Here is a 26,121-nt window from a genome sequence, read left to right as displayed (position 1 = left end):
CCAACAACCCTCGGCCAACCGTCCGCCGCGCACCCGCCGCCAGCGACTCCCACGACAAACACCTCGACCCGCCGGCCAACGAGCCCCACCACCTGGCTGCAAACCTTGAAAACCCTCGACAACCGAAGATCCCGCGCCTTCGCCACCCTCAACGACGCCGAACTCAACGCGGTCTACGTGACAGGAAGCTCACCTTGGTCGGCAGACCGCGCGCTGCTCGCCTCGTACCGCAAGGACAACCTCCGGATCGAAGGACTCCGCTTCGAGATCGACTCGGTGACCGTAGAAAGCGCAAGCGCGAAGCACGCCGTACTGCGGATCGTCGACCGGCTCATCTCAGGCGTAGCCATCACCCCCGAGGGCCAACGAACGACCTTCCCCACCGGATCACCAACCCCACGTCGACTAACACTCACCGCAACCGGCACCACCTGGCGCATCTCCGCAATCAGCACAGCCTGATCAACCCGGCAACAGCCATGTCGACCGCAAGAGCGACCGCTGGATGCGGGTCGGCCGCCGCGGGCGTAGTGCTGATCTGCTGGTATCTCGGTACGTTCCGCAGGCACGCAGGCACGCAGGCACGCAGGCACGCAGGCACGCAGGCAGCAAGGCAGGCAGGAAGAAAGGAAGTGCTGTGGGCTGGGTCAGGGGGTAGCGCGGTGCGAGCCGAGAACCGCCAGCGCATAGACCGCAGCCCGGGAGCGCGGAGCCCTGCGGATCGAGGTCGGCTACCTGCCTGCCTGCCCGCCGCGTCAGCTGAGGGCTGAGGTGAGCGCGGTGGGTGCAGTCGGATGGGTGAAGGTGAAGCCGGTGGAGAGGAGCGCGTTGGGGAGGGCTCGTTTGCTGCCGATCAATTCCCACGCGAACTCGCCGAGGAGAGTGGTGAGGACGAACGACGGGATCGGGAGCAGGGTCGGGCGGTGGAGTTCCTTGCCCAGGGCCTTGGTGAAGGCTTCGTTGGTGACCGGGTTCGGGAGGGTCACGTTCACCGGGCCCGAGAGCTGGTCGGTCTCGGCGCAGTGGCGGACGGCGCGGAGCCAGTCGGTCAGGGAGAGGACCGGGAAGTACTGCTTGCCGGAGCCGAGTCGGCCGCCGACACCCAGGCGGAACGGCAAGGACAGCAGTTGGAAGGCGGGGGCGGAGCGGCCGAGTACGACGCCGGTGCGCAGGGCGATGACGCGGCAGCCGGCCTCGCGGGCCGGATCGGCTGCGCCTTCCCAGACTCGTACTACGTCTGCCAGGAAGCCGTCGCCCAGTTCGGATTCCTCTGTGAGGATCTCGTCGCCACAGTCCATGCCGTAGCCGCCGATACCGCTCTGGGTGATGAACACCGGTTTGCGATCCAGCTGAGCGGCAGCTTGCGCGAGCGTGGCCGTGGTACTGACGCGGCTTTCCCGGATGAGCTTCCGGTACGCCGGTGTCCACGGCCGGCCGATGTTCGCACCGGCCAGGTTGATCAGGACGTCGGCGTCATCCAGGGCGCGAAGATCCACCTGACCCCGCGCGGGGTCCCAACGGACCTCGCTCGGCTGGGACGGCTCACGCCGTACCAGCCGGGTGACTTGGTGGCCATGGGCCACCAAGTCACGGGCGAGGGCCTTGCCGAGGAAGCCGGAGGATCCGGCGAGCACGTACTTCACGAGTTCACGCGGTCCTCACGGTCGGACAACTCCGGCTTCCTGGTGGGGATCAGACGTCGAACTGTGCTTCCTCGAGGCGCTGCTTGACCGCGGTCAAGTAGCGGGCCGCGTCGGCGCCGTCGACCAGACGGTGGTCGTAGGTCAGCGCCAGGTAGACCATCTGCCGGATCGCGATCGTCTCACCGAGCTCCGGGTGGGTGATCACGACCGGGCGCTTGACGACCGCGCCGGTCCCGAGCATGCCGACCTGCGGCTGGTTCAGGATCGGGGTGTCGAACAGCGCGCCGCGGCTGCCGGTGTTGGTGATGGTGAACGTGCCGCCCGCCATCTCGTCCGGCAGCACCTTGTTGATCCGGACCCGGTTGGCCAGGTCGGCGATCTTCTTCGCCAGGCCGGCGATGTTCAGGTCACCGGCGTTGTGCACGACCGGGACCATCAGGCCCTTCTCGGCGTCGACGGCGATCCCCAGGTGCTCGGCCGCGTGGTACGTGACCTCGCCGGCCTCGTCGTTGATCGAGGCGTTCAGCTTCGGGTACTGCTTCAGCGCGTCCACCGCGGCGAGCGCGAAGAACGGCAGGAAGGACAGCTTGACGCCCTCGCGGGCTTCGAACTCGGCCTTCTTCGCGTTCCGGAGCTTGGAGATCTCGGTGACGTCCACCTCGACCACGGTGGTCAGCTGCGCCGAGACGTGCAGCGAGTTGACCATGTGGTTGGCGATGGCCTTGCGGATGCGGCTCATCTTCTCGGTGGTTCCGCGCAGCGGGCTGACCGCGGTGGCGGCCTTCGCCGCAGGAGCGGAGCCGGAGGAGGCAGCGGCCGGAGCTGCGGCGGCCTGAGCAGCCGCGGCCTTCTGGGCTTCGGCAGCGGCGATGACGTCCTGCTTGCGAATTCGGCCGCCGACACCGGTGCCCTGTACGGCGCCGAGGTCGACCTGGTGCTCGGCAGCGAGCTTGCGTACCAGCGGGGTGACGTAGTTCGGACCCTCGGAGGACGAGCCGTTCGAGGACGCTGCCGGCTGGGCCGACTGCGGAGCCGGAGCAGCGGCCGGCGCCTGAGCCGGAGCGGACTGCGAAGCCGGTGCCTGAGCGGAGGGCTGCGGGGTCGGAGCCTGCGCGGTGGGCTGTGCCGGCGGAGCGGCCTGCGGTGCCGGAGCAGCGGCGGGCGCCTGCGGGGCGGGGGCAGCCTGCGGGGCAGGAGCCTCGGCCTTCGGGGCCTCCTGCGCAGGGGCCTGCTGTGCGGGCGCCTCCTGCGCGGGGGCAGCCTCCTCGGCGGCCGGGGCCGACGGGGCAGGCGCGGAGGAGGCCGGGGCAGCGTCGCCCGAGCCGACGATGGCAAGCTCGGCGCCTACCTCGACGGTCTCGTCCTCGGCGACCTTGATCTCCAGCAGCTTGCCGGCGACCGGCGACGGGATCTCGGTGTCGACCTTGTCGGTGGAGACCTCGAGCAGCGGCTCGTCGACCGCGACGTCGTCGCCGACCTGCTTCAGCCAGCGGGTGACGGTGCCCTCGGTGACGCTCTCGCCCAGAGCAGGCAGCGTGACAGAGGTGCCCGAGCCGCCGCCGGAGCCGTTGGACGACGCGGCAGGCTGCTCGGCCGGGGCCTGCTCGGCAGGTGCCTGAGCGGCAGGCTCCGAGTCGGCGGCCTGACCGCCGGAGCCAGAGCCGGAGTACGAGGCCTCGGCGGGCGCCTGCTCCGCGGGCTGGGTCTGCTCGGCCGGAGCGGCCTGCTCGGCCGGAGCGTCGGCGGACGCCTGCTCGGCAGACGCGTCAGCGGCGGGGGCGGATGCGTCCGGAGTACCGGAGCTTTCGCCGGCGTCACCGATGACGGCCAGCTCGGCGCCGACCTCTACGGTCTCGTCCTCGGCGGCCTTGATCTCCAGCAGGGTGCCGGCCACGGGGGACGGGATCTCGGTGTCGACCTTGTCGGTCGAGACCTCCAGCAGGGGCTCGTCGACGGCAACGGTGTCACCGACCTGCTTGAGCCAGCGGGTGACGGTTCCTTCGGTGACGCTCTCCCCGAGGGCCGGCAGGGATACTGAGGTCGGCATGACGGTCGTTGCTCCTTCGTCTGATCGGTCGTGTTCAGCCTACGGTGCCGCTCGAACCGGCGGGATCTGGGTCACACCCGACCCGCCGGCCGGAGCAGTCAGGATCTATTCATCACTGTGTTCACTCATGGAAGTGCAGGGGCTTGCCGGCCAGGGCGAGATGCGCTTCGCCGAGAGCCTCGTTCTGGGTCGGGTGCGCGTGCACCAGCGGCGCGACGTCGGCGGGGAAGGCTTCCCAGTTGTAGATCAGCTGAGCCTCGCCGATCAGTTCGCCGACCCGGGAGCCGACCATGTGCAGGCCGACCACGGCGCCGTCCTTGGCGCGGACGAGCTTGACGAAACCCTGGGTCTTGAGGATCTGGCTCTTGCCGTTGCCGCCGAGGTTGTAGTTGAGGATCTCCACCTCGCCGTACTTCGCCCTGGCCTGCTCCTCGGTCAGGCCGACGGAGGCGACCTCGGGCTCGGAGTAGGTGACGCGGGGGATGCCGGCCTCGTCGATCAGGGCCGGCTTCAGCCCGGCGAGGTGCTCGGCGACGAATATCCCCTGCTGGAAGCCGCGGTGGGCCAACTGCAGGCCGGGGACGATGTCGCCGACCGCGTAGACGCCGGGCACGCTGGTCTGTAGGTGCTCGTCGACGGTGACGAAGCCGCGGTCGAGTGCGACGCCGACCTCCTCGTAGCCGAGTCCGGCGGTGTTCGGGCCGCGGCCGACCGCGACCAGCAGCAGCTCGGCCTCGATCACCTCGCCGCCGGCCACCGTCACCCGGACGCCGTTGTCGTGCGTCTCGACCGACTCGAACGACGTACCGGTCTTGAAGGCGATCTTGCGCTTGCGGAAGGCCCGCTCGAGCGTCTTGGAGCAGTCGGGGTCCTCGGCCGGCACCAGCCGCGGCAGCGCCTCGACGATCGTCACCTTGGTGCCGAACGAGGTCCAGGCGCTGGCGAACTCGACACCGATCACGCCGCCGCCCAGAACCACCGCGGACTCGGGCACCCGGTCCAGCGTGAGCGCGTGCTCGCTGGCGATCACCCGGTGGCCGTCGACCTCCAGGCCGGGCAGTGAGCGCGAGTAGGAGCCGGTCGCGATGATGATGTTCGTACCCGTGTACGTCGTCCCGTTGACGGCGACCGTGGTCGGCGAGGTCAGCCGCCCCTCGCCCTCGATCACGGTGATGCCGCGGGACTTGATCTGCCCCTGCAGGCCCTTGAAGAGCCGGTCGACGACGCCGTCCTTGTACTTGTTCACGCCGCCCATGTCGACGCCCTCGAGCGTCGACCGGACCCCGAACTGCTCACCCTCGCGAGCCGAGTCCGCGACCTCGGCCGCGTGCAGCAGCGCCTTGGTCGGGATGCAGCCGCGGTGCAGACAGGTGCCGCCGAGCTTGTCCTTCTCCACCAGAGCCACCGACAGACCCAGTACGGCGGCACGCAGCGCGGCGGCGTAGCCACCACTGCCTCCGCCGAGAATCACCAGGTCGTACGTCGTCGCGCTGTCTGCCGTGTTCGTCACGAGTTCCTCCGTGGGCGTCAACAAGTCGGCGGGCGGCCCCGGATCGCGGAGTTCCGGCCCGGGCGTCATCTTGTCACCGTCGGCCGTGCGCGTCGCTCCCGGGCCGGATTTGCGGGAATAGTGGACACTTGCTCCCATGAAGTGGTTCGGTCGCCGGCAGAAGCCGGGCACGATGCGTAAGTCGGACAACCCCGACCAGGCGCACCTGCGGGAGTTCGCCCAGACACGTCAGGGTGTCGAGGGATTCGTCGAGCCGCGAACGGCGGTGACCGACTACACGATGCTGCTGGTCGCCATCGACGGCGAGTGGACCCGTCGCCGGGTCCCCTCGGTCCAGTGGGCTCACAATTTCGCCAACAAGCTCGGCATCCCGTCGTACGACGCGGCCGTGGTCGGCTACCCGCCCCGCATGCGCGAGTACAACGCCCGCCAGAAAAAGAACGGCCTAGCCTGACCCGGCTTCACAGGATCGGGACCCGGAGGCGGACCGCGGCCGTCAGTTCCGTGTGGATCGTGCCCGTCAGCAGGTCGGGCTCTGCGCCGAGGCGGGCGCGCGGGTGACCTAGTGGGTCGATCAGGGCGCTGCGGCCGATGCCCAGTGGGTTGGTGCCGCGAGGTGGGGTCCAGGCTTGGTCGCAGGCCAGCAGCCAGGACTGTGCGTCTGAGGCGCGTGCCCGGGTCAGCAGGTCCCACTGGTCTTCCTTGGACGGGCCTGCGCCCCAGGACGCCGGTACGACGATCAGTTCCGCGCCGGCTCGCCCGAGAGCTGTGAACTGCTCGGCGAAGCGTAGGTCGTAGCAGGTGGCCAGCCCGACCCGTACGCCGCCGACCTCGATCGTGACCAGCTCCTTGCCGGGCGCGACGAGGTCGGACTCGCGCGACCCGAAGGCGTCGTACAGGTGGATCTTCCGGTACGCCGCCTCAACGCCCGGCCCGGTCGCGAGCAGCGTGTTGTGCACCCGCCCGTCGTCGGCCGGCTCGAACAGTCCCGCGATGACGACGACGCCGAGCTCAGCCGCCACCTTGCGCAGTCCGGTGGCGAACGGCCCGTCCAGAGGTTCCGCGACAGCGCCCAGGTCGGAGCCGAAAGCAGCTAGCGTCGCCTCCGGCAGTGCCACCAGCGAGGCGCCGGCCTCAGCCGCTTGGCGAACGGATTCGGTGGCAATGGCTAGATTGGCCACCGGATCGGCGCCGGTACTGAGCTGTCCCGCCGCGACGCGCAGGGATGTCATCTCACCCTCCAAAGCTGTATACATTGGGTATGCAATTGAGTGGGGACTCCGGCCGTGACCGCGCCTACCAATACCTGCGGGGGACCGTGCTGAGCGATCCCGCGGTCTCCGGGACGTTCATCAACGAGCAGGCTGTCGCCACCGAGGTCGGCATCTCCCGTACGCCGGTCCGAGAGGCCCTGCTGATGCTGGCGGCCGAAGACCTGGTGCAGCTCGTCCCGCACCGAGGCGCCTTCGTCGCACCCCTTCCTGGTCGTGAGATCGCCGAGATGATGCAGGCGCGTGGCGTCATCGAGTCCTGGGCGGCTGCGACCTGCCTGGCTTCTGCTGCCGGCGCTCCGGTCGAGCCGATGGCCGCAGTGCTCGAGCAGCAGCGGGCCATAGTCGAGGCAGGCGACGCCAAGGAGTTCATCGAGCTCGACAGCCAGTTCCACGCACTGCTGGTCGAGGCGGCCGGCAATACCGTGCTCGGTCGGCTGTACGACAGCCTGCGTGCCAGGCATGTGCTGCTGGGAGTAGTAGTCCTGCAGCGCAGCACTACTCGGCGCCAGGACGTGCTGGTCGAGCATCAGGCGATTGTGGACGGTCTGGCGTCGGGCGACCCGGCTGCGGCCGAGGCGGCGATCCTCCGCCACCTCGACACCACCGGCTCCATCCTCATGCAGGGCTGACGGCATCGGCGGGCGACAGTGCCTCATCGTCCTGCACCGCTCGCCCGAGTCGCAGCCCGATCAGAGTGATCAGGTTCGCCACCACGATGTACAGCGCGATCACGTAGCCAGTGCCTGTCTTCGCCAGGAAGTAGGTGAAGGCCAACGGAGCCAGTGCCCCGCCGATGATGCCGGCGAAGGTGTAGGCGAGTGAGCTGCCGGTGTAGCGCAGGCGTGCGGTGAACTGCTCCGCCACGAAGGCTGCCTGCGGTCCGTACATCAGTGAGTGGAACACCAGTCCGATCACGACGCCCGGCAGCACCGTCGCCAGCGAAGATGCCATGGCGAAGAAGACCACGCTCCAGATCGCCCCGCCGACGGCACCGATGCCATAGATCAGCCGCCGCCCGTAGCGGTCGGAAAGCCAGCCCGAGAACGGGATCAGCCCGACCTGGAACGCCGACCCGACCAGCACCGCGGTGACTGCCTGGCCGCGACTCAGCCCCAGGTCCTTGGTCGCATAGGTCAGCACGAACACGGCGAACATCGCATAGAGCACGTCCGGACCCACTCGCGCCAGGATCGCGGCCACCAGTGCGCGCGTCTGCGTGCGCAGTACTTCGGTCACGGGGGCGGTAGGGCGGTCGCCGCGCGCCTCCAACTCGCGGAACACAGGGGTCTCTTCCAGCTTCGTCCGGATCAGCAACCCGAAGGCGACCAGTACTGCGGACAGCAGGAACGCAATCCGCCAGCCCCAGCTCAGGAACGCCTCCTCGGACAGCAGCCCGGCCAGTACGGCCAGTACGCCGTTGGCCATCAACGTCCCGAGCGGTGGGCCGACCTGAGCGGCAGACGCCCAGAAGCCCCGCTGTCCGGCCTCGCTGAACTCACTGCTCAGCAGGACTGCGCCGCCCCACTCGCCACCGACGCCGACGCCCTGCACGAATCGGAGGAACACCAGCAGGGTGGGCGCCAGGGCGCCTGCCTGGGCGTAGGTCGGCAGCAGCCCGATGAAGAAGGTGGCGACGCCGATCAACAGCAGGGTGGCGACGAGCACCTTCTTCCGGCCGATCACGTCCCCGAGGCGGCCGAAGACGATGCCGCCGAGCGGACGGGCGACGTAGCCGACGGCGTACGTGGCGAAGGCCTGGAGCGTGCCGGTGAGCGGATCGCTGCCCGGGAAGAACAGGTCGCCGAACACCAGCGCCGCGGCGGAGCTGTAGACGGCGAAGTCGTACCACTCCAGCGAGGTGCCGGACAGGCTGGCGGCGAACGCCTTGTACAGACTTCGCCGGTCCCCGGCGGGGGCGGTGGGGCTGGACATCGGTGGACCTCCTTGCGTCGATGCTCCATACTTGCTGTATACAACGTGTTCACGCAAGCTCTGATTCAGATTCGGTGGTGGCTGCCATGCCCGAGACCCTGCGATTCACGCTCCCTGACGGCACCGAGCGGTCGATCGAGGTCCGCTACGCGCTCAATGCCGGGTACGCCGGCCGCGACACCCGACAGGTTCAGCACCACGTCGACGAGCTCGCTGAACTGGGCGTGCCGGCTCCGGGGCGGATTCCGACGCTCTACCCGCTGTCGGCCAGCCTGGTGAGCCGGCCGGAGGTGGTCCAGGTCGCGCACGGCCGAACGTCGGGGGAGGCGGAGTGGGCGCTGGTCGTCGGTGACGGGCCGGACGACCTGTTGCTGACGGTCGCGTGCGACCACACCGACCGGGCGCTCGAGGTGCACGGCGTCGCGTGGAGCAAGCAGACGGCGCCCGACGTCCTGGGGGACGTGGCGTGGCCGCTGACCATGGTCGAGGACGAGCTGGACGACTTCACGTTGAAGGCCTGGGTGCGGCACGGGGACACCGAGCAGCTCATCCAGGACGGCACGCTCGCGCAGTTGCTGCCCCCGGCGTACTGGGTGGGGGAGCTGGGGCACCTGCTCCGGCCGGGCACCGTGTTGCTCAGCGGCACGATCCCGATGATCGCCGGAGTCGATCAGTTCGCCGACGCCTGGCGGGTTGAGCTGACCGATCCGCGCGGACTGACCAGCCGGATCGTCTACTCGGTCGAGCAGCTCGCGGCGGCCTGGGAATGAAGGCCGAACACGAGTTCTTCGCCGTCAGCGACGTGCCGTGGACCGAAGACGTCCCGGCAATCACCCAGCGGTTGCTCACGACGAGTCCGGACGGGAAGCTCACCCGGATCGCTCGGTGGGCACCCGGCACCAACTCCGGCACCGAGGTGATCCGGCACGAGTACTTCGAGGAGGTCTATCTGCTGGAGGGTTCGCTGACCGATCTGACCCTTGGCAGGACCTTCCGGCAGGGGCAGTACGCAGCTCGCCGGCCCGGTATGCCACATGGGCCGTACCGGACCGGCGAGGGATGCGTGCTGCTGGAGATCCGCTACTGACCGACTAGCTCGCGGCAGCGGCGAGCTCCACCAGCGTGCGGACGGAGTACCCGGTGCCGCCGCTGGTCGTGTAGCCGGAGGGGCCGCCGTCGTTGAAGGCCGGACCGGCCACGTCGAGGTGCACCCAGTCGATGCCCTCGGCAACGAAGTCGCCGAGGAACGCGGCCGCCGCCAGGGCGCCGCCCCACGGCTCGCCGGTGATGTTGGCCAGGTCGGCGATCTTCGAGTGCGAGCGCAGCTTGTCCAGCATCTCGGTCGGGATCGGCAGCGGCCACATCGCCTCACCGGCCGCGACGGCGGCGTCGACCACCCGGTCGCGCGCGGTGTCGGTGTTGGCGAAGGCGCCGGCCACCTTGGTGCCCAGGGCAACGACACAGGCGCCGGTCAGGGTGGCCACGTCGACGATCAGGTCGGGCTTGTCCTCCGAGGCCCGGACCAGGGCGTCGCCCAGTACCAGCCGGCCCTCGGCGTCGGTGTTGAGCACCTCGACCGTCTTGCCGCCGTACATGGTCAGCACGTCGGACGGACGGGCCGCCGAGCCGGACGGCATGTTCTCGGCCATCGCGGCGTACGTCGTCACCTGGACCGGCAGACCGAGTCGCGCGATCGCGATCGTGGCCGCGATCACCGCGGCGGCGCCGGCCATGTCGGACTTCATGCTGATCATCCCGCTGGCGGTCTTCAGCGACAGGCCGCCGGAGTCGAAGGTGATGCCCTTGCCGACGAACGACAGGTGCGTCACCGGCTTCTTCGGGGTGTAGGTCAGCTTGACCAGCCGCGGCGGGTTGGTCGATCCCTGGCCGACGCCGAGGATACCGCCGTACCCGCCCTTGGCCAGGGCCTTCTCGTCCAGTACCTCGACCTTGACGCCGTGCTCCTTGCCCAGCTTCTGGGCGTGCGCGGCGAACTCGACCGGGTGCAGGTCGGACGGGGGAGTGTTCACCCAGTCGCGCACCTGGTGGACCGCGTCGGCGGTGACCTGGGCCCGCTCCAGCGCGACCTTGGCGTCGCGGTTGCGCGCCAGGTCGGTCAGCACGATCACGTTGCCCGGCGCCTCGGAGCTCGCCTCGGACTTGTAGGCGTTGAAGGTGTAGCGGCCGATCAGCGCGCCCTCGGCGACGGCGCGGACGCACTCGGCGTCCGGGGTCGGCAGTGCGAACGCGATCGACTGGCCCGCCTTGGCGGCGCGGACACCGATCCCCGCGGCGACGCGGAGGTCCTCGGTCTTCAGCGCGCCGTCCGGCGCCGCGCCCAGGCCGACCGCGATCAGTACGGCGGACCGGCCGGGCTTCGGGCCGGTGACCTTGGTGACCTCGCCGGCCTTACCGGTGGCGCCGAGGCCGGACAGCACCTCCACCAGCTTCCCGCCGTAGGCGGCGTTCAGCGACTCGGTTCCGGCGGGCAGTGTCACCCCGCCGTCGAGCTTGACCACGCCGATCACCAGGACGTCGGTCTTGACGCCGGCGGGATCGGACTTGCTCAAAGTGATGGTGCTCACGAAATCCTCAGTCCTCCTTGACCGGGTGACAGGGGCCGGTCGTGACGGTACGTGAATGCTGCCTCCGCATGCTACGCGCCAAAGCACCGGGCCCGGTAAAGGACGGTGCCATGTCACGGATGCGACGCGCGGGCAGTGATCTCGGCCGCATCGCACCCCGGCCGGCATCCGGTAGGTTCCGCTGCATGACCGAGTCTTCCGCGTTGAAGAAGTCCCCTCTGCACGAGCGGCACGTCGCCCTCGGCGCCAAGTTCGCCGAGTTCGGAGGGTGGGAGATGCCGCTGGAGTACGGCGGAGTGGTCGCCGAGCACACCGCGGTCCGGACCTCCGTCGGCGTCTTCGACGTGAGCCACCTGGGCAAGGCCACCGTCAAGGGGCCGGGCGCCGCGGCGTACGTGAACTCCTGCCTGACCAACGATCTGGGCAAGATCGCCCCCGGCCAGGCGCAGTACACGCTGTGCTGTGCCGAGGACGGCGGGGTGGTCGACGACCTGATCGCCTACCTGCACGCCGACGACGACGTGTTCCTGATCCCGAACGCGGCCAACACCGCCGAGGTGGTCCGCCGGCTGGCCGAGCACGCACCGGAGGGCGTCGTGGTGACGAATACCCACGACGACTACGCGATCCTCGCCGTCCAGGGCACCGACTCCGACGCCGTGGTCGCCGCGATCGGGCTGCCGACCGGTCACGACTACATGTCCTTCGCCGTCGCCGACTTCGCGGGTACGGCGGTCGTCGTCTGCCGCACGGGCTACACCGGTGAGCGCGGCTACGAGCTGGTCGTGCCGAACGAAGCGGCCGTGGCCGTCTTCGACGCACTGCTGAAGGCGGGCGAGCAGTACAGCATCGTCCCGGCCGGTCTCGGCGCCCGCGACACGCTCCGGACCGAGATGGGCTACCCGCTGCACGGCCAGGACATCTCGCCCACGATCACCCCGGTGCAGGCTCGTTCCGGCTGGGCGGTCGGCTGGAAGAAGGAGCACTTCTGGGGCGACCAGGCGCTGCGCGCGGAGAAGGAGGCCGGCCCGGCCCGCATCCTGCGTGGCCTGCGCGCGGTCGGCCGTGGCATCCCGCGGCCTCACATGGCCGTCGTCGACCCGGCCGGTACGGCGCTGGGCGAGGTCACCTCCGGCACGTTCTCCCCGACGCTGAAGAAGGGCATCGCGCTGGCGCTGCTCGACGCCGCGATCAAGGAGGGCGACCAGGTCGCCGTCGACATCCGCGGCCGGCAGGAGGCGTTCGAGGTGGTCAAGCCTCCGTTCGTCACCGTCAACGTCCGCGAGAGCTGACCGCGGCGGCAACGCGCCCGATCCGTACGCCGGTTGCGGCGGCGAACCCCGGCCGTCAAGGTCCGGACCCGGGGTTCGTCCCGCACCCGCGGCGCCGCAGTACCGCGGCAGTTGGCTTGCACGCCCTGAGCGCTCACGCACCAACCGCGCCCAGGCGGCGGAGCGGGTGCCAGCAGACTCGACAGCACCCCGAGCACGACTGTTGCCAGGACCAACTGATTGCTTCGCCACCAATGCATTGGTGCAGCATGTGGGAATCCTGTTACCCAGCGCCTACCACCGAGCTACTCTGCGCACGTGGAGTACCGCTTGCTGGGGCCGATCGAGGTTTGGGCCGACGACCGGAAGGTTGTGCTCAAGCGAAGGCAGGAGCGGTTGCTGCTCGCTGTCCTGCTGCTGGCGCCCGGGAAGGTCGTGCCCACAGACCGGCTGATCGGGCTGTTGTGGCCGGAGGAACAGCCAGGTAGTCCGAAGCGGGCGCTGCAGGTCTATGTCTCCCGGCTGCGAGCCGCGCTGACCGCCGCGGACCCGGCCGCGCAGCTGGTGGCGGAACGCCAGGGCTACGCACTGCACGGCGCCGCCGGGCGAACGGACCTGGAGAGGTTCAACGAGTTGGTGGGCCGCGCTAGAGCTTTGCAGGAGCTGGAGCAGCGCCGCGAGTTGCTTGTCGAGGCACTGGACCTCTGGCGCGGGCCGGCGCTGGCGGACGTTGCGTCTGAGGACGTACGCCGTCGGCTGTGCGGTGGGCTCGACGAGTCGCGGTGGGCGGCGCACGAGTTGCGGTTGAGGACCGACCTGGCACTGGGGCGGCACCAGGAGCTGCTGCCCGAGCTTGCACAGCTCACCGGAGTCGAACCGACGAGGGAAGGCCTGGCAGCGACTCGGATGATCGCGTTGTACCGCTCCGGACGGCAGGCCGAGGCGCTAGCCGTCTACACGGAGTTGGTGCGTCACCTGGATGATGAGCTGGGAGTAGAGCCCGGCGAAGAGGTCCGCGACCTGCAGGTGGCGATGCTGCGGCAGGACGAGTCGTTGAGTCTCCCGGCAGCTCCTACAGGTCCGCGAGAGCTGCCGGCCGACGTGGGGCTCCTGGTCGGGCGCGACGAGTTGCTGGACGAGTTGTCGGACGTGCTGCTGAGCGCGAAGCGGCGGAACGGCGTACCGGCTGTGGTGTCGTTGTACGGCGGCGCTGGAACCGGCAAGTCGGCTGCGGCCGTACGGCTCGGTCGGCGGCTTGCTGACGAGTACGGCGACGGGCAGGTGTTCGTCCGGCTGCAAGACGTCCAGGGCGACGCAGTACCGGCGCGAGTCGTCCTCGCCCGACTACTGCGTTCCTTAGGTGTGGAGAGCCAGCTCATCCCTGACTCGCTGGAGGAGCGATCGTCTCTGCTGCGCAGCACCCTGGCCGGACGCGCTGTACTGCTCGTCTTCGACGACGTCCTCGACGCCGGCCAGCTGCGCCCCCTGCTCCCCGCCGACGGCCGCTGCGCGGTAGTGGCCACCTCCCGGCAGCCGCTGCTAGGCCTGGAAGATGCCGTTCACCGCGAGGTCCTGCCACTGGGAGATGAGCGGAGTGGTGAGCTTCTCCGATCACTGACCGGCCTACCGCAGGCGGAGTTGGCAGAGATCATCCAGTACTGCGCCGGCCTGCCGCTCGCCCTGCGTATTGTCGGCGCGCGGCTCGGTATCGCCAAAGAGAAGACCGCCGACGTACTGAAGGCGTTGGCGGACGACGCGAGCCGGCTCGACTACCTGGTAGCAGGTGACCGCGCGGTCCGCGCCAGCCTCGAGGTCACCTTGCGCAGCGCCGACCCCGCCGCTCAACGACTGTTCGCGCTGCTGCATCTGGTTGACGCGGACGAGTTCTCCTCCTGGGTCGCGGCCCCGCTGCTCGGCCTCAGCGAACCCCGCGCCGATGCGGTCTTCGACGGACTGGTCGCGCTGGGCTTGCTGCAACAGCGGCGGACCGAGCCACCGACGTACGGGATGCACGGGCTGGTCCGCTCGTACTCCGCGGAGCTGCTGCAGCAGATCTCGCCGGAGGTCAGGACCGGCATCGAGGAGCGGTACCTCGGCACGGTACTGCGGCTGCTCACAATCGCCGACGAACAGGTCGAGCACGGCATCGAAGTGCTGATCCAGATGGACAGCGGAAGTGATCGGTCGCTACCGGGCGTTGAGGCCGCCGCTGCTCAAGGCGCCAACTGGCTCGACGTGCAGCTGCCCGTGATGACGGCAGCCATCCAACTGGCGGTGCGGAGCCAGCCGCGGCTGGCAGGCATGCTCGCACTGCGGCTGCACGGCTATCTGGCGGTGCGAGATCACCGAGAAGCCCGTGACGGAATCTTGAGGGAGGTCAGGGACGAGGTAGCTGCCGCGGGGCACGTGGGCTTGGAGGCCGAACTCGACCAGGCTGTCTTTTCGGCGAGCGCGCAGTGGTCCGCGCCTATCGCGGAACTGACGACGCTCGCGGAGCGCTGCCTGGATTCGGCAGAGCGTGCGGGCGGCATGGAGGCGCTGGTGCGCGCACTCAGCCAGGTCGCCTGGACGGCGGAAGCGAGCGCCGACGCCGGCCGCCACCTCGAACTCGCACTCCAGATGCTGGCGCTGGCCGAGGAGAATCCGGCTGCGGAATCTCTGATGATGAGGGCCCTCGACCACCTGGGTGGAGCAGTGCACCAGTTGGGTCGGATAGACGAGGCACAGCATGCGTATCGCCGGAGCGTCGAGCTGACGCCTGGCGGGACCCGGCTGAATGCTATTCGCTCAGTGAACCTCGCCGAGAGCTTGCTTTCCGGCCCCGATCAGGGCACTGACCATGTCTCTGAGGTGACGGAACTGCTGAGCCGTACGCGCGAGACGGTTCAGCAACTCGGAGACGAGCTCGGCGGCGCGTACGTCAGCGCGACTCAAGCCCGCCTTCTGGTGGTGGTCGGCGATCTCAACGGCGCCGATGAGCACCTGGAGCAGGCCGCATCGGTGTTCCGACGCAGACCGGACCCGATCGGCGAATTGGCGGTGACGATGGGACGAACCTGCTTGCAGTTCGCGCTGGGGCTTCCGGCGGCCGCGCGGAAGATGCTCGGCGCTCAATTGCAGGAATATGTCGACAGCGATTTCCATTATGGCCGCGCCCGGCTATTGCAGCACTGGGCCCTTATCGACCCCGAAGGCTGCCCGGATATCGGTAGTGACGACGTTTTGTGATCAAGCTCCCAAGCACCGCCCTCCGTCCCGTTCGTTTCACCGTCAGTAATAAACTGGCACAAAATTGCCACTGTCGGTGCTGTGCCGACGCTGTTCGCGCTGGAATGTGTGCGTAGAGTAACCATCGGCCACAAATGTTCCGGTCCGGTACGCGTTCCGGTAACGATTTGTGCACTGGTCCCGGACACCGCTGGTTTGCCGTCATCGCGTCGGGCAGGCTAGCCCGCGGCCCAGGAGTTCGGCCTTGTCAAGGGAATTTGACGCAATGGCATCCAGGGCCATGGCCCGGCACGATCCACCGACCGTTGCCGGGGCTGAATCCCGGAATTCTGCTGACCGAGCTGACGGAGCGCGAATGAGTATTGGGGCACCCGACTCGACCGTAGGAGTCGAGGACCATCCGGCGTCGGCGGAGCCGGCTCGCTCGGCCTCGGTCGCGCACGGCAAGTCCCCGACACGGATCGCGATGGACCGGCTCCGCAAGGACAAGGTCGCCGTCGTCTGCACGGTGATCGTGCTGTTCTTCGTCCTGATCGCGATCTTCGCGCCGCTGCTGACCAAGCTCGAAGGCGCCGACATCGGCACCTTCAACTCCGACCTGGTCGACGAGTACGGCTACCCGACGTTCGTCGCCAACGCCCAGCACTGGTTCGGCGTCGAACCGAAGACCGGCCGGGACAACTTCGCCCGCTGGGTGTACGGCGCCCGGCCGTCGCTGATGGTCGCCTTCGTCGCGACCATCTTCGGTACCGTGGTCGGCGTCGTGATGGGCCTGCTGGCCGGCTTCCTCGGCGGCTGGACCGACCGGATCATCTCCTGGATCATCGACTTCGTCCTGAGCCTGCCCTACCTGCTGTTCGCGATCGCGATGGTGCCGATCGTCGAGTCGATGCGCGGCGGTTCGTTCAACCTGAGCCCCAGCGAGCAGGCCTCGACCCGGTTCTTCGTGCTGATCTTCGTGCTCTCGTTCTTCGGCTGGGCGGGCCTGGCCCGGATCATCCGGGGCGAGGTGCTGTCCCTGCGCGAGCGTGAGTTCGTGCTGGCCGCCAAGGCGATCGGCGTACCGACCCGGCAGGTGCTCTTCAAGGAGCTGCTGCCGAACCTGGTCGCCCCGATCGTCATCTCGGCCTCGCTGTCCCTGCCGGCCTACGTCACCGCGGAGGCAGGCCTGTCCTTCCTCGGCGTCGGCCTGATCGAGCCGATCCCGTCCTGGGGTCAGACGATCGCCAACGCGACCAACTGGTTCAAGGCGGACCCGCTCTACCTGTGGCTGCCGGTGCTGGGCATCACCATCCTGGTGCTCGCGCTGGCCCTGCTCGGTGACGCGGTGCGCGACGCCTTCGACCCCAAGACTCGTCGGTAGCCCGACGTTGCCCCAGCGGCAGAAAAGGAGAAACACGACAATGCAGTGGAAACGGATCACCGCGGTCACGGCGACGGTCATGCTGACCGCCGTGGCGTGTGGCAGCCCGTCGGCGAGCAACAAGCCCGGCGGAAGTACCGGGGGCGACGCGGGTGAGGCGCAGGTCAAGGCCACCGACCCGACCGCCAAGGGCCCGGCGGCAGAGATCGAGGGCGCGAAGAAGGGCGGGACGATCCAGATCCTGTCCGACGTCACGCCGGACACCTTCGACCCGACGAACATCTACTACACCGACGGTAACCAGATCGCGAAGCTGTACATGCGCGCTCTGACCCAGTACCGGCTGGACCCGAAGACGCAGAAGCCGACCCTGGTCCCGGACCTCGCCGAGGACCTGGGCACCAAGTCGGCCGACGGTCTGACCTGGACCTTCAAGCTGAAGCAGGGCATCAAGTACGACGACGGCACCCCGGTCAAGGCCGCCGACTACGCGTACGCGATCAAGCGCTCCTTCGCGCACGACCTGTACGACGCCGGACCGACGTACCAGCAGCAGTTCTTCCTGGACGGCGACAAGTACAAGGGCCCGTACGCCGCCGGTGGCGACAACTACGCCGGTGTCTCGACGCCGGACGAGTCGACCCTGGTCATCAAGCTGGCCAAGAAGTTCGACGACCTGCCGTTCTACGCGGCCTTCCCGATGTTCACCCCGATCCCGCAGGCGGCCGACACCAAGAAGGAGTACGAGCTCAAGCCGAAGTCGACCGGCCCGTACAAGCTCGCGTCGCTGACCCCGGGCTCGGAGCTGAAGCTGGTCAAGAACGAGAACTGGGACCCGAACACCGACCCGGTGCGGCACCAGTACGTCGACGGCTTCAACTTCAAGTTCGCCCAGGACACCATCAAGGTGCAGCGCCAGGTGCTGGCCAGCTCCGGTGTCGACGCGAACGCGCTGAACTACAGCAACCTGGACGCCAGCCTCCTGAACGAGGTCAAGGACCAGGCACAGATCATCAAGGGCACCGGCCCCTGCACGATCACCTGGCCGATGGACAGCCGGAAGATCCCGCTCGAGGTCCGCAAGCTGATCGCCAAGGGCTACCCGATCGAGGACTGGCGCAAGGTCGCCGGTCTGACCCCGGACGTCGCCATCCCGGCCTCGACCTACCTGCCGCCGGCCGTCCCAGGCTACGAGAAGTACGAGATCCCTGGCCTGACCGGAACCGGCAAGGGTGCTGCTGACCCGGCCGTCGCCGACGAGATCAAGGCGAAGCTGAAGGAGCTGGGCAAGGAGAACTTCGAGCTCTCCTGGTACTACTCCAACGACGACCCGATCGCGACCCAGGTCAACCAGCTGCGCACCCAGACCTATGAGAAGGCCGGCTTCAAGGTCAAGGCGATCGGTGTGCCGAAGGCCAAGATCCGTACCCTCGTCGGCAACCAGGACGCCCCGGTCAACATGGGCAAGACCCCTGCCGGCTGGTGCTCCGACTGGCCGGCCGGTACCAGCTGGCTGCCGGTGCTCTACAAGTCCGACGCGATCGCCCTGGGCAACAGCCAGGGTCAGCTCCAGGACACCAAGCTGGACGCCGAGATCGACCGGGTCGCCGCGCTGACCCCGGACGAGCAGGTCAAGGAGTGGTCGAAGGTCGACAAGATGATCATGACCGATCACCTGCCGTCGGTTCCGCTGTACTACTCGGCCAGCGCGATGCCGGTCGGCAAGAACATCGGTGGCGCGGTCAACGACCCGACCCAGGGTCTGCCCGAGTTCACCTCGCTGTACCTGAAGCAGCCGTGATCTGAGGCTGCCAGCAGGCAGCCGACCGATCTGAACTGAACGAAGGGGTGGTGGCCGGACCCAGGTCCGGTCACCACCCCGACCGGTGAGGAGAAACCTCGTGCTCTACTTCGTGGCGCGCCGGCTGGTCAGCGCGCTCAGTGTCGTGCTGGTCACGCTGATCGCGACCTTCACGCTGTTCTTCGTCGCTCCGACCGACCCGGCCGCGGCGATCTGTGGTGAGCGCAACTGCACCCAGCAGCGCTACAACGACATCAAGGAGAACCTGCACCTCGACCGACCCAAGGTGCAGCAGTTCGCCGAGTACACCGCGGGGATCTTCGTCGGACGGACCTTCGTGACGTCCGGCCTCGAGCAGAAGTGCGACGCACCCTGCCTGGGCTTCTCCTTCAAGAACAACCGGCCGGTCACCGAGATGCTCAAGACGCGCCTCCCGGTCACCGTCTCCCTGGTGGCGGGATACGCCGTCCTGGTGCTGACGATCGGTGTCTTCGTGGGCTCGATGGCCGCGAAGCGACGCGGGACGACCGGGGACCGGGTGCTGATGAGCACCACCCTGATCCTGAGCTCGATCCCGTACTACATCGTCGCGCTGATGATCTCGCTCTACCTGACGATCCTGTACCCGATCCTGCCCCGGGGCGGCTACACGCCGATCTCGGAGAGTCCGGGCAAATGGTTCGCCGGACTGCTGACACCCTGGCTGGTGATCGGCTTCTACAACTGCACGCAGTACGCCCGATACTCGCGCGGCTCGATGGTGGAGACGCTCAGCGAGGACTACATCCGGACGGCCCGGGCGAAGGGTCTGTCGGACCGGGTGGTGACCTACAAGCACGCGCTCCGGTCCGGTCTGATCCCGGTCGTGACGATCTTCGGTCTGGACATCGCCGGCAGTCTCGCCGGTGCCATCTTCACCGAGCGGATCTTCGACCTGCCGGGACTGGGCAACCTGGTGCTGGAGAGCCTGACCACCTACGACCTGCCCGTCATCATGGGCACCGTGCTGGTCGCCTCGGTCATCCTGGTCACGATGAACTTCCTCGTCGACGTGGCCTACAGCCTGATCGACCCGAGAGTGAGGCTCGCATGACCACCCAGGACGTCCCGCGCAACCCCTCGGTCGCGACCCGCGAGCGGCGCTCGACGGCGATGTCGCCCAGCGGCGAGACGCCGTACCTGGTGGTCGAGGACCTGACCGTGCAGTTCCCGACCGCCGACGGTCTGGTCAGCGCGGTGAACGGGCTGAGCTACTCCGTGCCGCTCGGCCGCACGTTGTCGATCGTCGGCGAGTCCGGCTCCGGCAAGTCGGTGTCGAGCATGGCCGTGATGGGCCTGCACGACCCCAAGCGGACCAGGATCACCGGCTCGATCAAGCTCGGCGGCGACGAACTGGTCGGGCTGTCCGAGGCGGACCTGATGAAGGTCCGCGGTGACGCGGTGTCGATGGTCTTCCAGGACCCGCAGTCGTCGCTGCACCCGCTGTACACGGTCGGCGCCCAGATCTCCGAGGCCTACCGGGTGCACCACAAGGTCTCCAAGGACGTGGCCAAGAAGCGCTCCCTGGAGATGCTCGACCTGGTCGGCATCCCGAACCCGATCCGCCGGTTCAAGCAGTACCCGCACGAGTTCTCCGGCGGTATGCGGCAGCGCGCGATGATCGCGATGGGTCTGGTCAACGACCCGAAGCTGGTGATCGCCGACGAGCCGACCACCGCGCTCGACGTCACCGTCCAGGCCCAGATCCTGGACCTGCTGAACAACCTGCAGAAGGAGTTCGGCTCGGCGATCGTGCTGATCACCCACGACCTCGGGGTGGTGGCCGAGATGGCCGACGACGTGCTGGTGATGTACGCCGGCCGGTGCGTCGAGTACGGCACCGCCGAGGACGTGCTCGCGCGGCCGCGGATGCCGTACACCTGGGGTCTGCTGGAGTCGATCCCGACCGTTTCGGCGGCCAACGAGCGGCTGCGCCCGATCAAGGGCCTGCCGCCGTCGCTGCTGTCGCTGCCGACCGGCTGCTCGTTCAATCCCCGCTGTCCCTACAAGGACCGGGTCAAGGGCGAGCGCTGCACCACCGACCTGCCCGACCTGCTTCCGGTCGACGGTGCGGGAGCGCACACGTCCCGGTGCCACCTGCACGACAAGGCCTCGATCTACGAGGCCGAGGTCGAGCCGAGACTGGGCTGAGGAGAGAGATGAGCGACACAGTGCGTCCCGTAGACGCCAGAACTACCGCGGACAGCCCGCTGCTGCAGGTCCGCGACCTCAAGATGCACTTCCCGATCAAGGAGGCGGCCGGCCTCGGCCGCACCCGGAAGGTCGTCCAGGCGGTCGACGGCGTGAGCTTCGACCTCAAGCCCGGCGGCAGCCTCGGTCTGGTCGGTGAGTCCGGTTGTGGCAAGTCGACGACCGGCCGGATGATCAGCCGGTTGCTGACGCCGACCTCGGGCCAGATCCTCTTCAAGGGCACCGACATCGCCCGGATGAAGGAGAAGGACCTGCGGCCGTTCCGTCGCGAACTGCAGATCGTCTTCCAGGACCCGTACAGCTCGCTGAACCCGCGGCAGACCGTCAGCAACATCATCAGTACCCCGCTGCGGGTGCACAACCTGGTCAAGAAGGGCCAGGAACTGGCCCGGGTGCAGGAGTTGCTGGAGCGGGTCGGCCTGAACCCCGAGCACCACAACCGCTACCCGAACGAGTTCTCCGGTGGTCAGCGGCAGCGGATCGGGATCGCCCGGGCGCTGGCGGTGGAGCCCGAGGTGATCATCGCCGACGAGCCGGTGTCCGCGCTGGACGTGTCCATCCAGGCCCAGGTGATGAACCTGCTGGAGGATCTGCGCCGCGATCTCGGTATCGCCTTCGTCTTCATCGCGCACGACCTCGGCGTGGTCCGGCACTTCTGCGACGAGGTCGCCGTGATGTACCTCGGCAAGATCGTCGAGCAGGGGCCGCGGGAGCAGATCTACACCGCTCCGCAGCACCCCTACACCCAGGCACTGCTCTCGGCCGCCCCGGACCTCGGCACCATCCGTGGTGTCCCGCCGAAGGAGCGGATCCGGCTGGTCGGTGACGTGCCGTCGCCGATCGACCCGCCGAGCGGCTGCCGGTTCCGCACCCGGTGCTGGAAGGCGGAGGACATCTGCGCCACCCAGGAGCCGCTGCTGATCGGCAAGCCGAAGTCGGGCCCCGGTCACGCCGCCGCGTGCCACTTCGCCGAGCCGAAGGTGGACCTGACGGCCGCCACGGCCTGACGTACCGCTCGATCGCTGGACCCCGTCGGCTTGTCCCGTGCCGACGGGGTCCTGCTTTTGCCCGGGCCTATGGTGTCGGTCATGGACTTCCGGTTGCTGGGGGCTTTCGAGATCGAGGGACAGACCGGCGTACTGCGCCGGCAGGAGCGGTCGCTGCTCGCCATCTTGTTGCTTCGGGCAAATGAACCGGTACCGCCCGCCGAACTGGTCGATCTGCTCTGGCCGGACTCGCCGCCGGCTGATCCCCGCGGCTCGGTGCAGGTCTATCTGTCCCGGCTCCGCAAGGCTTTGCCCGGCATCACCATCACCAGCAGCGCCGCCGGGTACGCCGTACAGGTGCCGCCCGAGTCGATCGACGTCGAGCGCTTCCGGTTGCGGACGGCCGCCGCGCGCGAGCAGCAGGACCCCGTACTGCGAAGCGACGGTCTACGGGCAGCGCTTGACCTCTGGCGTGGCGACCCGCTCGCAGATTTGTTGCCCCCGGCAACGCGTGCCCGGCTGGCAGCGGGACTGGACGAGGAACGCTCGACGGCGATCGAAGAGCGGGTCGAGGCGGATCTGCAGGCAGGCCGGCACGAGCAGCTCGCCGACGAGCTGGCCGAACTGGTCAGCGCGGGCCCGCAACGCGAGCGGTTGACGGTCGCCTGGATGACGGCGCTGTACCGATCGGGCCGCAGAGCCGACGCGTTGCAGGCTTACGCGGACCTGGCCGAGCGACTGGTCGAGCAGTTCGGCCTGGATCCGGCGCCGCGGCTGCGACGGCTGCACCTGGCGATCCTGCGCGACGATCCGGCCCTCCAGTTGACGGCGGCACAACGTCCGGACGGTCCGGTGCCGAGGGAACTGCCGGTCGACATCTCGCTGTTGGTCGGCCGTGACGAGTTGCTGGCGGACGCCGTACGGGAGGTGAGCGCCGGGCAGGCTGCCGTCTACTGCTTGTGGGGTGGCGCGGGGGTCGGTAAGTCAGCGGCGGGGACGCGGATCGGGCACCTGGTCGCGGAGGCGTTTCCGGACGGGCAGTTGTTCGCGCGACTGCAGGACGTCGGGGGAGAGGCGCTGCCGGCCTCGACGCTGCTCGGACGGATGTTGCGTTCGCTCGGGATGCGGTCGGCGGAGGTGCCGCCGACTTTGGCCGAACGGGAGCAGGTGTTCCGGCGCCGTACCGAGGATCTTGCTGTGCTCGTCGTGCTGGACGACGCCCTCGACGCGGCCACCGTGACGTCCTTGCTGCCGGCCGGTGCCCGTTGCGCGGCGATCGTCACTTCACGCAAACCGCTGCCGGAGTTGACCAGGGCGGTCCATCATCAGGTCGAGCCGCTCGATTCACCGACCAGCCGATCTCTGCTGACCCGGTTGATCGGCCGAACGTTGCGCGAGCAGGCGGTCCTCAACGCGGTGGCCGACGAGTGCGTGGGCCTCCCACTGGCGCTGCGCATCATCGGCTCTCGTCTGGCGCTGTCCGGCGACGACGCTCTTCAGGCTGTCGCCGGCGCCCTCGCCGACGACGGCCAACGCCTCGACTCGATGGTGGCCGGCGACCTCGCCGTCCGGACCAGCCTCGGCCGCACGCTGACGCTGGCCGACCCCGAAGCCCGTCACCTGCTGGAACGCCTTTCCCTGGTCGGCGTCACGGAGTTCCCGTCCTGGGTGGCCGCCCCGCTCCTGGACTGCGACGAACCCACCGGCGCCGCCGCCTTCGACCGCCTGGTCGACCTCGGCCTGGTCGAGCTCGTGCACGACCAGCAGTACAAGATGCACGCCCTGGTCCGCTCGTACGCCGCCGAGCGGCTGGTAGCCGAAGGTGATTCCGAGAGGCCACAGCAGCGATATCTCAGTGCGGTACAGCGACTTGCCGCGGTGGCGGATGCGGGGATCAACTACGACGGTATGGCGCCGATCGGGCGGTCCGCACCGGAAGGCTCGCCGTCGCTGCCTGCTGTGGAGCGAGCGATCGAGTCCGACGCAGCGAGCTGGTTCGACGAGTCCTGGCCGCTGGTGATCGCGGCCGCCGGATCGGCCGTCGGGATCGGCGCTCTCGAGCAGGCGGCGGCGATCGCCCTGCCGGCGAACGGGTATCTGACCATGCGCGATCTGCGGGAGGTGCGGATCGCGGTGCTCGAGCTGATCAGGGACGCGGCGATCACGGCAGGAAAGATCGCCCTTCGGGTACGGGTGGAGCTCGCCGCCGTCACGGCGTACGAGTGGAACCCCAGCGACCGGCTGACGCACAGCGAGAACCTGCTGACGCTGGCGGTGGAGGTCGGCGAGCCTGACCTCGAGGTCCAGGCGTTGCGGCTGGCCGGGGGCAGTGCCATGCAGACCCTCGACATCGACCGGGCCAAAGAGGCGCTCAATCGGGCGATCGAGATCATCGACCGGTTCGGTGAGCTCGAGCGCTGGCGATCGGTCGTCCTGCGGATCCTGGGTCACCTCTATGCCGACACCCACGACTACGTCACCGCCGAGAAGTGGGCCGGCCAGGCAGTCGAGGCCGGCCGGCCCGGAAGTATTCGTCAGGGCGAGGCGCTGCTGATGCTCGGCGAGATCCAGATCCAGATTCCGAAGTACGACGCGGCCGAGGCGAACCTGGTCCGGGCCGCCGAGATCTTCGCTCGACTCGTCAGCGGAGAGTACGTCGCGACGGTCGCCGGGCTGCGCGGATCACTGGCCGCGCGGCAGGGCAGAGTGGGCGACGCCGAGGCCTTGCTGGACGTGGTCAGGGCTCAACACGCGAAAGCCCCGTTGTGGGCGCACGAGATCTCCATCGCCACCGTCGAGTCCGACGTGGCGATGGCTCGGGGCGAGGTCGAGCGCGGCCGGCAGCTCCGCCGCGATCTGATCGAGCGTGCCCAGGCGACCGGCTTTCCCTCGATCGGCGAGTACTTCCAGCACCTCATCGACACCGACGACCGAGATCCCGCGAACCGTCGTTGACGCGGAGCTGACCTAGGCGTGGTCGCCGTGGCGGAGGAGTTCGCGTTCCTGGGCGAAGCGGACCGATTCGAAGGCGACCAGGCCGATCATCAGTGCGGCGAGCACCGCTAGTTGACCGAGAGCCGGGACGTGGGCGAGCAGCGGTACGGCGGCGACGCACAGGGCGGCGGTGATCAGGCGGCTGATGCCGACCTGGTGGGTGGTGCGCCATTTGAAGCCGACGTGGCCGAGCAGGTAGAGGACGACGCCGAAGAAGAGTGCGTACAGGCCGATGCCCTTGAGCGGGTCGTCGAGGTGGTGGTGCTCGGTGTCGCCGACGTACTCGAGGACCTTCTTCAGGCCCAGGGCGAGCAGCACGACGCCGGCCACCATCGGGAAGTGCAGGAACGTGTAGGCGTCGCGGGCCAGCTTCGGGCGGGTCTCCGGCGGTTCCGCGGCGAGTGCCTTCTCGCCGTAGTGGACGGTGGCGTCGAAGTAGATCCACCACAGCGCCGAGGTCACCACCAGGCCGAGCACCGAGGCGATCAGGATCGGCCAGGAGATCGGCAGGTCGGTGACGCCGACGCCGATCGCGACGATCGACTCGCCCAGCGCGATGATGATGACCAGGGCGTGCCGCTCGGCGAAGTGGGCGGCCGAGCGCAGTCGCCAGCCGCGGGCGTCGATCAGGAACGTGCCGACGTAGTCCGCGGCCAGGGCGGCTCCCCACAGCAGCGTCTGGGTGGTGCCCTCGTACTGCGAGGCGACCAGCAGCAGCGCGGTGCCGGCGACCATCGACGGCGCGAAGCGAAGCAACGTCCGCCGCAGCACCTTGTCGCCGTCCGCGATCAGCCAGAACAACCACAGGTGCATCGCGCGGAAGGCGAAGTACGCGACCGCGATCACCACCGGGCCGGGCAGGCCGCCGGGCAGGTCGTCGAAGGCCTCCGGGATCGCCAGCGCGATCACGAACATCGCGCCCATCGCCGCCAGCAGTACGCCGCGCAGCGAACCCTCGTCGGCCTTGACCAGGTTGCACACCCAGGAGAAGCCGATCCAGCTCCACCAGAGCAGGCCGATCAGCAGCACCCCGCGCAGTACGCCGGTCCAGGTGAGCTCGTGCGCCATCAACGCGGTGATCTGGGTCAGCGCGAAGACGAAGACCAGGTCGAAGAACAGCTCCAGCGTGGTGACCGGCTGGTTCTCCGAGGTGGCCTGGCTCTTGATCGGCATCCGGCGTGACGTCATGCCCGCACTGTAGACAAAGAACGGATCGCCACTCCGGGCGGGGAGTGGC

Annotated in this window: 20 protein-coding genes; 13 read left to right on the top strand and 7 right to left on the bottom strand. The window is 68.6% G+C overall.

Annotation, left to right across the window (positions count from 1 at the left end):
• The first annotated feature begins 105 nt into the window (after positions 1–105).
• Positions 106–462, top strand: coding sequence for a hypothetical protein (locus OX958_RS22550; protein ID WP_270131171.1), 357 nt, complete (start codon positions 106–108; stop codon positions 460–462).
• Positions 463–755: 293 nt separating this feature from the next.
• Here OX958_RS22550 and OX958_RS22545 read toward each other — a convergent pair whose 3' ends face one another.
• From OX958_RS22545 to lpdA, 3 genes are all read right to left on the bottom strand, one after another.
• On the bottom strand, positions 756–1,643 hold the full coding sequence (locus OX958_RS22545) for a TIGR01777 family oxidoreductase (RefSeq protein WP_270131170.1): 888 nt from the start codon (positions 1,641–1,643) through the stop codon (positions 756–758).
• Positions 1,644–1,692: 49 nt separating this feature from the next.
• The gene (sucB, locus tag OX958_RS22540; RefSeq protein WP_270131169.1) at positions 1,693–3,690 is read right to left on the bottom strand and encodes a 2-oxoglutarate dehydrogenase, E2 component, dihydrolipoamide succinyltransferase; all 1,998 of its coding nucleotides are present in this window, start codon (positions 3,688–3,690) and stop codon (positions 1,693–1,695) included.
• A 121-nt stretch (positions 3,691–3,811) separates the two neighbouring features.
• Entirely contained in the window at positions 3,812–5,200 is a 1,389-nt protein-coding gene (gene lpdA / locus OX958_RS22535) for a dihydrolipoyl dehydrogenase (protein WP_270131168.1), read from the bottom strand.
• A 136-nt stretch (positions 5,201–5,336) separates the two neighbouring features.
• Here lpdA and OX958_RS22530 point away from each other — a divergent pair, with 136 nt between their 5' ends.
• Complete coding sequence (locus OX958_RS22530; protein WP_270131166.1) at positions 5,337–5,654, top strand: hypothetical protein; 318 nt, start codon at positions 5,337–5,339, stop codon at positions 5,652–5,654.
• Positions 5,655–5,661: 7 nt separating this feature from the next.
• Here the strand turns inward: OX958_RS22530 and OX958_RS22525 are convergent, their stop codons facing one another.
• Complete coding sequence (locus OX958_RS22525; RefSeq protein WP_270131165.1) at positions 5,662–6,432, bottom strand: carbon-nitrogen hydrolase family protein; 771 nt, start codon at positions 6,430–6,432, stop codon at positions 5,662–5,664.
• Positions 6,433–6,461: 29 nt separating this feature from the next.
• Here OX958_RS22525 and OX958_RS22520 point away from each other — a divergent pair, with 29 nt between their 5' ends.
• Positions 6,462–7,103 (top strand): GntR family transcriptional regulator, encoded by a 642-nt coding sequence (locus tag OX958_RS22520; protein WP_270131164.1) that lies wholly within the window; start codon positions 6,462–6,464, stop codon positions 7,101–7,103.
• On the opposite strand, the gene OX958_RS22515 is transcribed toward OX958_RS22520, so the two are convergent.
• The gene (locus OX958_RS22515; RefSeq protein WP_270131163.1) at positions 7,090–8,406 is read right to left on the bottom strand and encodes an MFS transporter; all 1,317 of its coding nucleotides are present in this window, start codon (positions 8,404–8,406) and stop codon (positions 7,090–7,092) included. The genes OX958_RS22520 and OX958_RS22515 overlap by 14 nt on opposite strands.
• Before the next feature lie 86 nt (positions 8,407–8,492).
• Here OX958_RS22515 and OX958_RS22510 point away from each other — a divergent pair, with 86 nt between their 5' ends.
• Entirely contained in the window at positions 8,493–9,176 is a 684-nt protein-coding gene (locus tag OX958_RS22510) for a DUF2848 family protein (protein ID WP_270131162.1), read from the top strand.
• Positions 9,173–9,493 carry a cupin domain-containing protein gene (locus OX958_RS22505; protein WP_270131161.1) on the top strand — a complete coding sequence of 107 codons (321 nt, stop codon included), beginning with the start codon at positions 9,173–9,175 and terminating at the stop codon, positions 9,491–9,493. The genes OX958_RS22510 and OX958_RS22505 overlap by 4 nt, the downstream gene beginning before the upstream one ends.
• Positions 9,494–9,497: 4 nt before the next feature.
• Here the strand turns inward: OX958_RS22505 and OX958_RS22500 are convergent, their stop codons facing one another.
• Positions 9,498–10,991, bottom strand: coding sequence for a leucyl aminopeptidase (locus OX958_RS22500; RefSeq protein ID WP_270131160.1), 1,494 nt, complete (start codon positions 10,989–10,991; stop codon positions 9,498–9,500).
• A 185-nt stretch (positions 10,992–11,176) separates the two neighbouring features.
• Between OX958_RS22500 and gcvT the strand changes: the two genes are divergently transcribed.
• The 8 genes from gcvT (at position 11,177) to OX958_RS22460 (ending at position 24,845) form a co-directional block, all read left to right on the top strand.
• Complete coding sequence (gene gcvT / locus OX958_RS22495) at positions 11,177–12,283, top strand: glycine cleavage system aminomethyltransferase GcvT (RefSeq protein WP_270131158.1); 1,107 nt, start codon at positions 11,177–11,179, stop codon at positions 12,281–12,283.
• 297 nt (positions 12,284–12,580) lie between these two features.
• Positions 12,581–15,490 (top strand): AfsR/SARP family transcriptional regulator, encoded by a 2,910-nt coding sequence (locus OX958_RS22490; protein WP_270131157.1) that lies wholly within the window; start codon positions 12,581–12,583, stop codon positions 15,488–15,490.
• Positions 15,491–15,845: 355 nt separating this feature from the next.
• Positions 15,846–16,853, top strand: a complete 1,008-nt coding sequence (locus tag OX958_RS22485; protein WP_270131155.1) for an ABC transporter permease — start codon at positions 15,846–15,848, stop codon at positions 16,851–16,853.
• Between the two features lie 40 nt (positions 16,854–16,893).
• Entirely contained in the window at positions 16,894–18,654 is a 1,761-nt protein-coding gene (locus OX958_RS22480) for an ABC transporter substrate-binding protein (RefSeq protein ID WP_270131153.1), read from the top strand.
• Between the two features lie 100 nt (positions 18,655–18,754).
• Positions 18,755–19,747, top strand: coding sequence for an ABC transporter permease (locus tag OX958_RS22475; RefSeq protein ID WP_270131151.1), 993 nt, complete (start codon positions 18,755–18,757; stop codon positions 19,745–19,747).
• Positions 19,744–20,844: an ABC transporter ATP-binding protein gene (locus OX958_RS22470; protein WP_270131149.1), complete on the top strand. Its 1,101-nt coding sequence runs from the start codon at positions 19,744–19,746 to the stop codon at positions 20,842–20,844. Before OX958_RS22475 ends, OX958_RS22470 begins: the two co-directional genes overlap by 4 nt.
• An 8-nt stretch (positions 20,845–20,852) precedes the next feature.
• Positions 20,853–21,911: an ABC transporter ATP-binding protein gene (locus OX958_RS22465; RefSeq protein WP_270131148.1), complete on the top strand. Its 1,059-nt coding sequence runs from the start codon at positions 20,853–20,855 to the stop codon at positions 21,909–21,911.
• Positions 21,912–21,992: 81 nt separating this feature from the next.
• Entirely contained in the window at positions 21,993–24,845 is a 2,853-nt protein-coding gene (locus OX958_RS22460) for an AfsR/SARP family transcriptional regulator (protein WP_270131147.1), read from the top strand.
• A 12-nt stretch (positions 24,846–24,857) separates the two neighbouring features.
• Here the strand turns inward: OX958_RS22460 and OX958_RS22455 are convergent, their stop codons facing one another.
• Positions 24,858–26,072: a low temperature requirement protein A gene (locus OX958_RS22455; protein WP_270131146.1), complete on the bottom strand. Its 1,215-nt coding sequence runs from the start codon at positions 26,070–26,072 to the stop codon at positions 24,858–24,860.
• Between the last annotated feature and the right edge of the window lie 49 nt (positions 26,073–26,121).

The sequence above is a fragment of the Kribbella sp. CA-293567 genome (assembly GCF_027627575.1).
GTDB lineage: Bacteria > Actinomycetota > Actinomycetes > Propionibacteriales > Kribbellaceae > Kribbella.
Note: the sequence above shows the minus strand (reverse complement) of the source record. Positions and strands in the feature narration are given on the sequence as shown.

Coding starts and splice junctions, on each gene's coding strand:
- OX958_RS22485 (WP_270131155.1), top strand. CDS start 15,846: ATGAGTATTGGGGCACCCGACTCGACCGTAGGAGTCGAGGACCATCCG.
- OX958_RS22525 (WP_270131165.1), bottom strand. CDS start 6,432: ATGACATCCCTGCGCGTCGCGGCGGGACAGCTCAGTACCGGCGCCGAT.
- OX958_RS22530 (WP_270131166.1), top strand. CDS start 5,337: ATGAAGTGGTTCGGTCGCCGGCAGAAGCCGGGCACGATGCGTAAGTCG.
- OX958_RS22480 (WP_270131153.1), top strand. CDS start 16,894: ATGCAGTGGAAACGGATCACCGCGGTCACGGCGACGGTCATGCTGACC.
- OX958_RS22510 (WP_270131162.1), top strand. CDS start 8,493: ATGCCCGAGACCCTGCGATTCACGCTCCCTGACGGCACCGAGCGGTCG.
- OX958_RS22515 (WP_270131163.1), bottom strand. CDS start 8,406: ATGTCCAGCCCCACCGCCCCCGCCGGGGACCGGCGAAGTCTGTACAAG.
- sucB (WP_270131169.1), bottom strand. CDS start 3,690: ATGCCGACCTCAGTATCCCTGCCGGCCCTCGGGGAGAGCGTCACCGAA.
- gcvT (WP_270131158.1), top strand. CDS start 11,177: ATGACCGAGTCTTCCGCGTTGAAGAAGTCCCCTCTGCACGAGCGGCAC.
- OX958_RS22470 (WP_270131149.1), top strand. CDS start 19,744: ATGACCACCCAGGACGTCCCGCGCAACCCCTCGGTCGCGACCCGCGAG.
- OX958_RS22505 (WP_270131161.1), top strand. CDS start 9,173: ATGAAGGCCGAACACGAGTTCTTCGCCGTCAGCGACGTGCCGTGGACC.
- OX958_RS22520 (WP_270131164.1), top strand. CDS start 6,462: ATGCAATTGAGTGGGGACTCCGGCCGTGACCGCGCCTACCAATACCTG.
- OX958_RS22455 (WP_270131146.1), bottom strand. CDS start 26,072: ATGACGTCACGCCGGATGCCGATCAAGAGCCAGGCCACCTCGGAGAAC.
- OX958_RS22460 (WP_270131147.1), top strand. CDS start 21,993: ATGGACTTCCGGTTGCTGGGGGCTTTCGAGATCGAGGGACAGACCGGC.
- OX958_RS22465 (WP_270131148.1), top strand. CDS start 20,853: ATGAGCGACACAGTGCGTCCCGTAGACGCCAGAACTACCGCGGACAGC.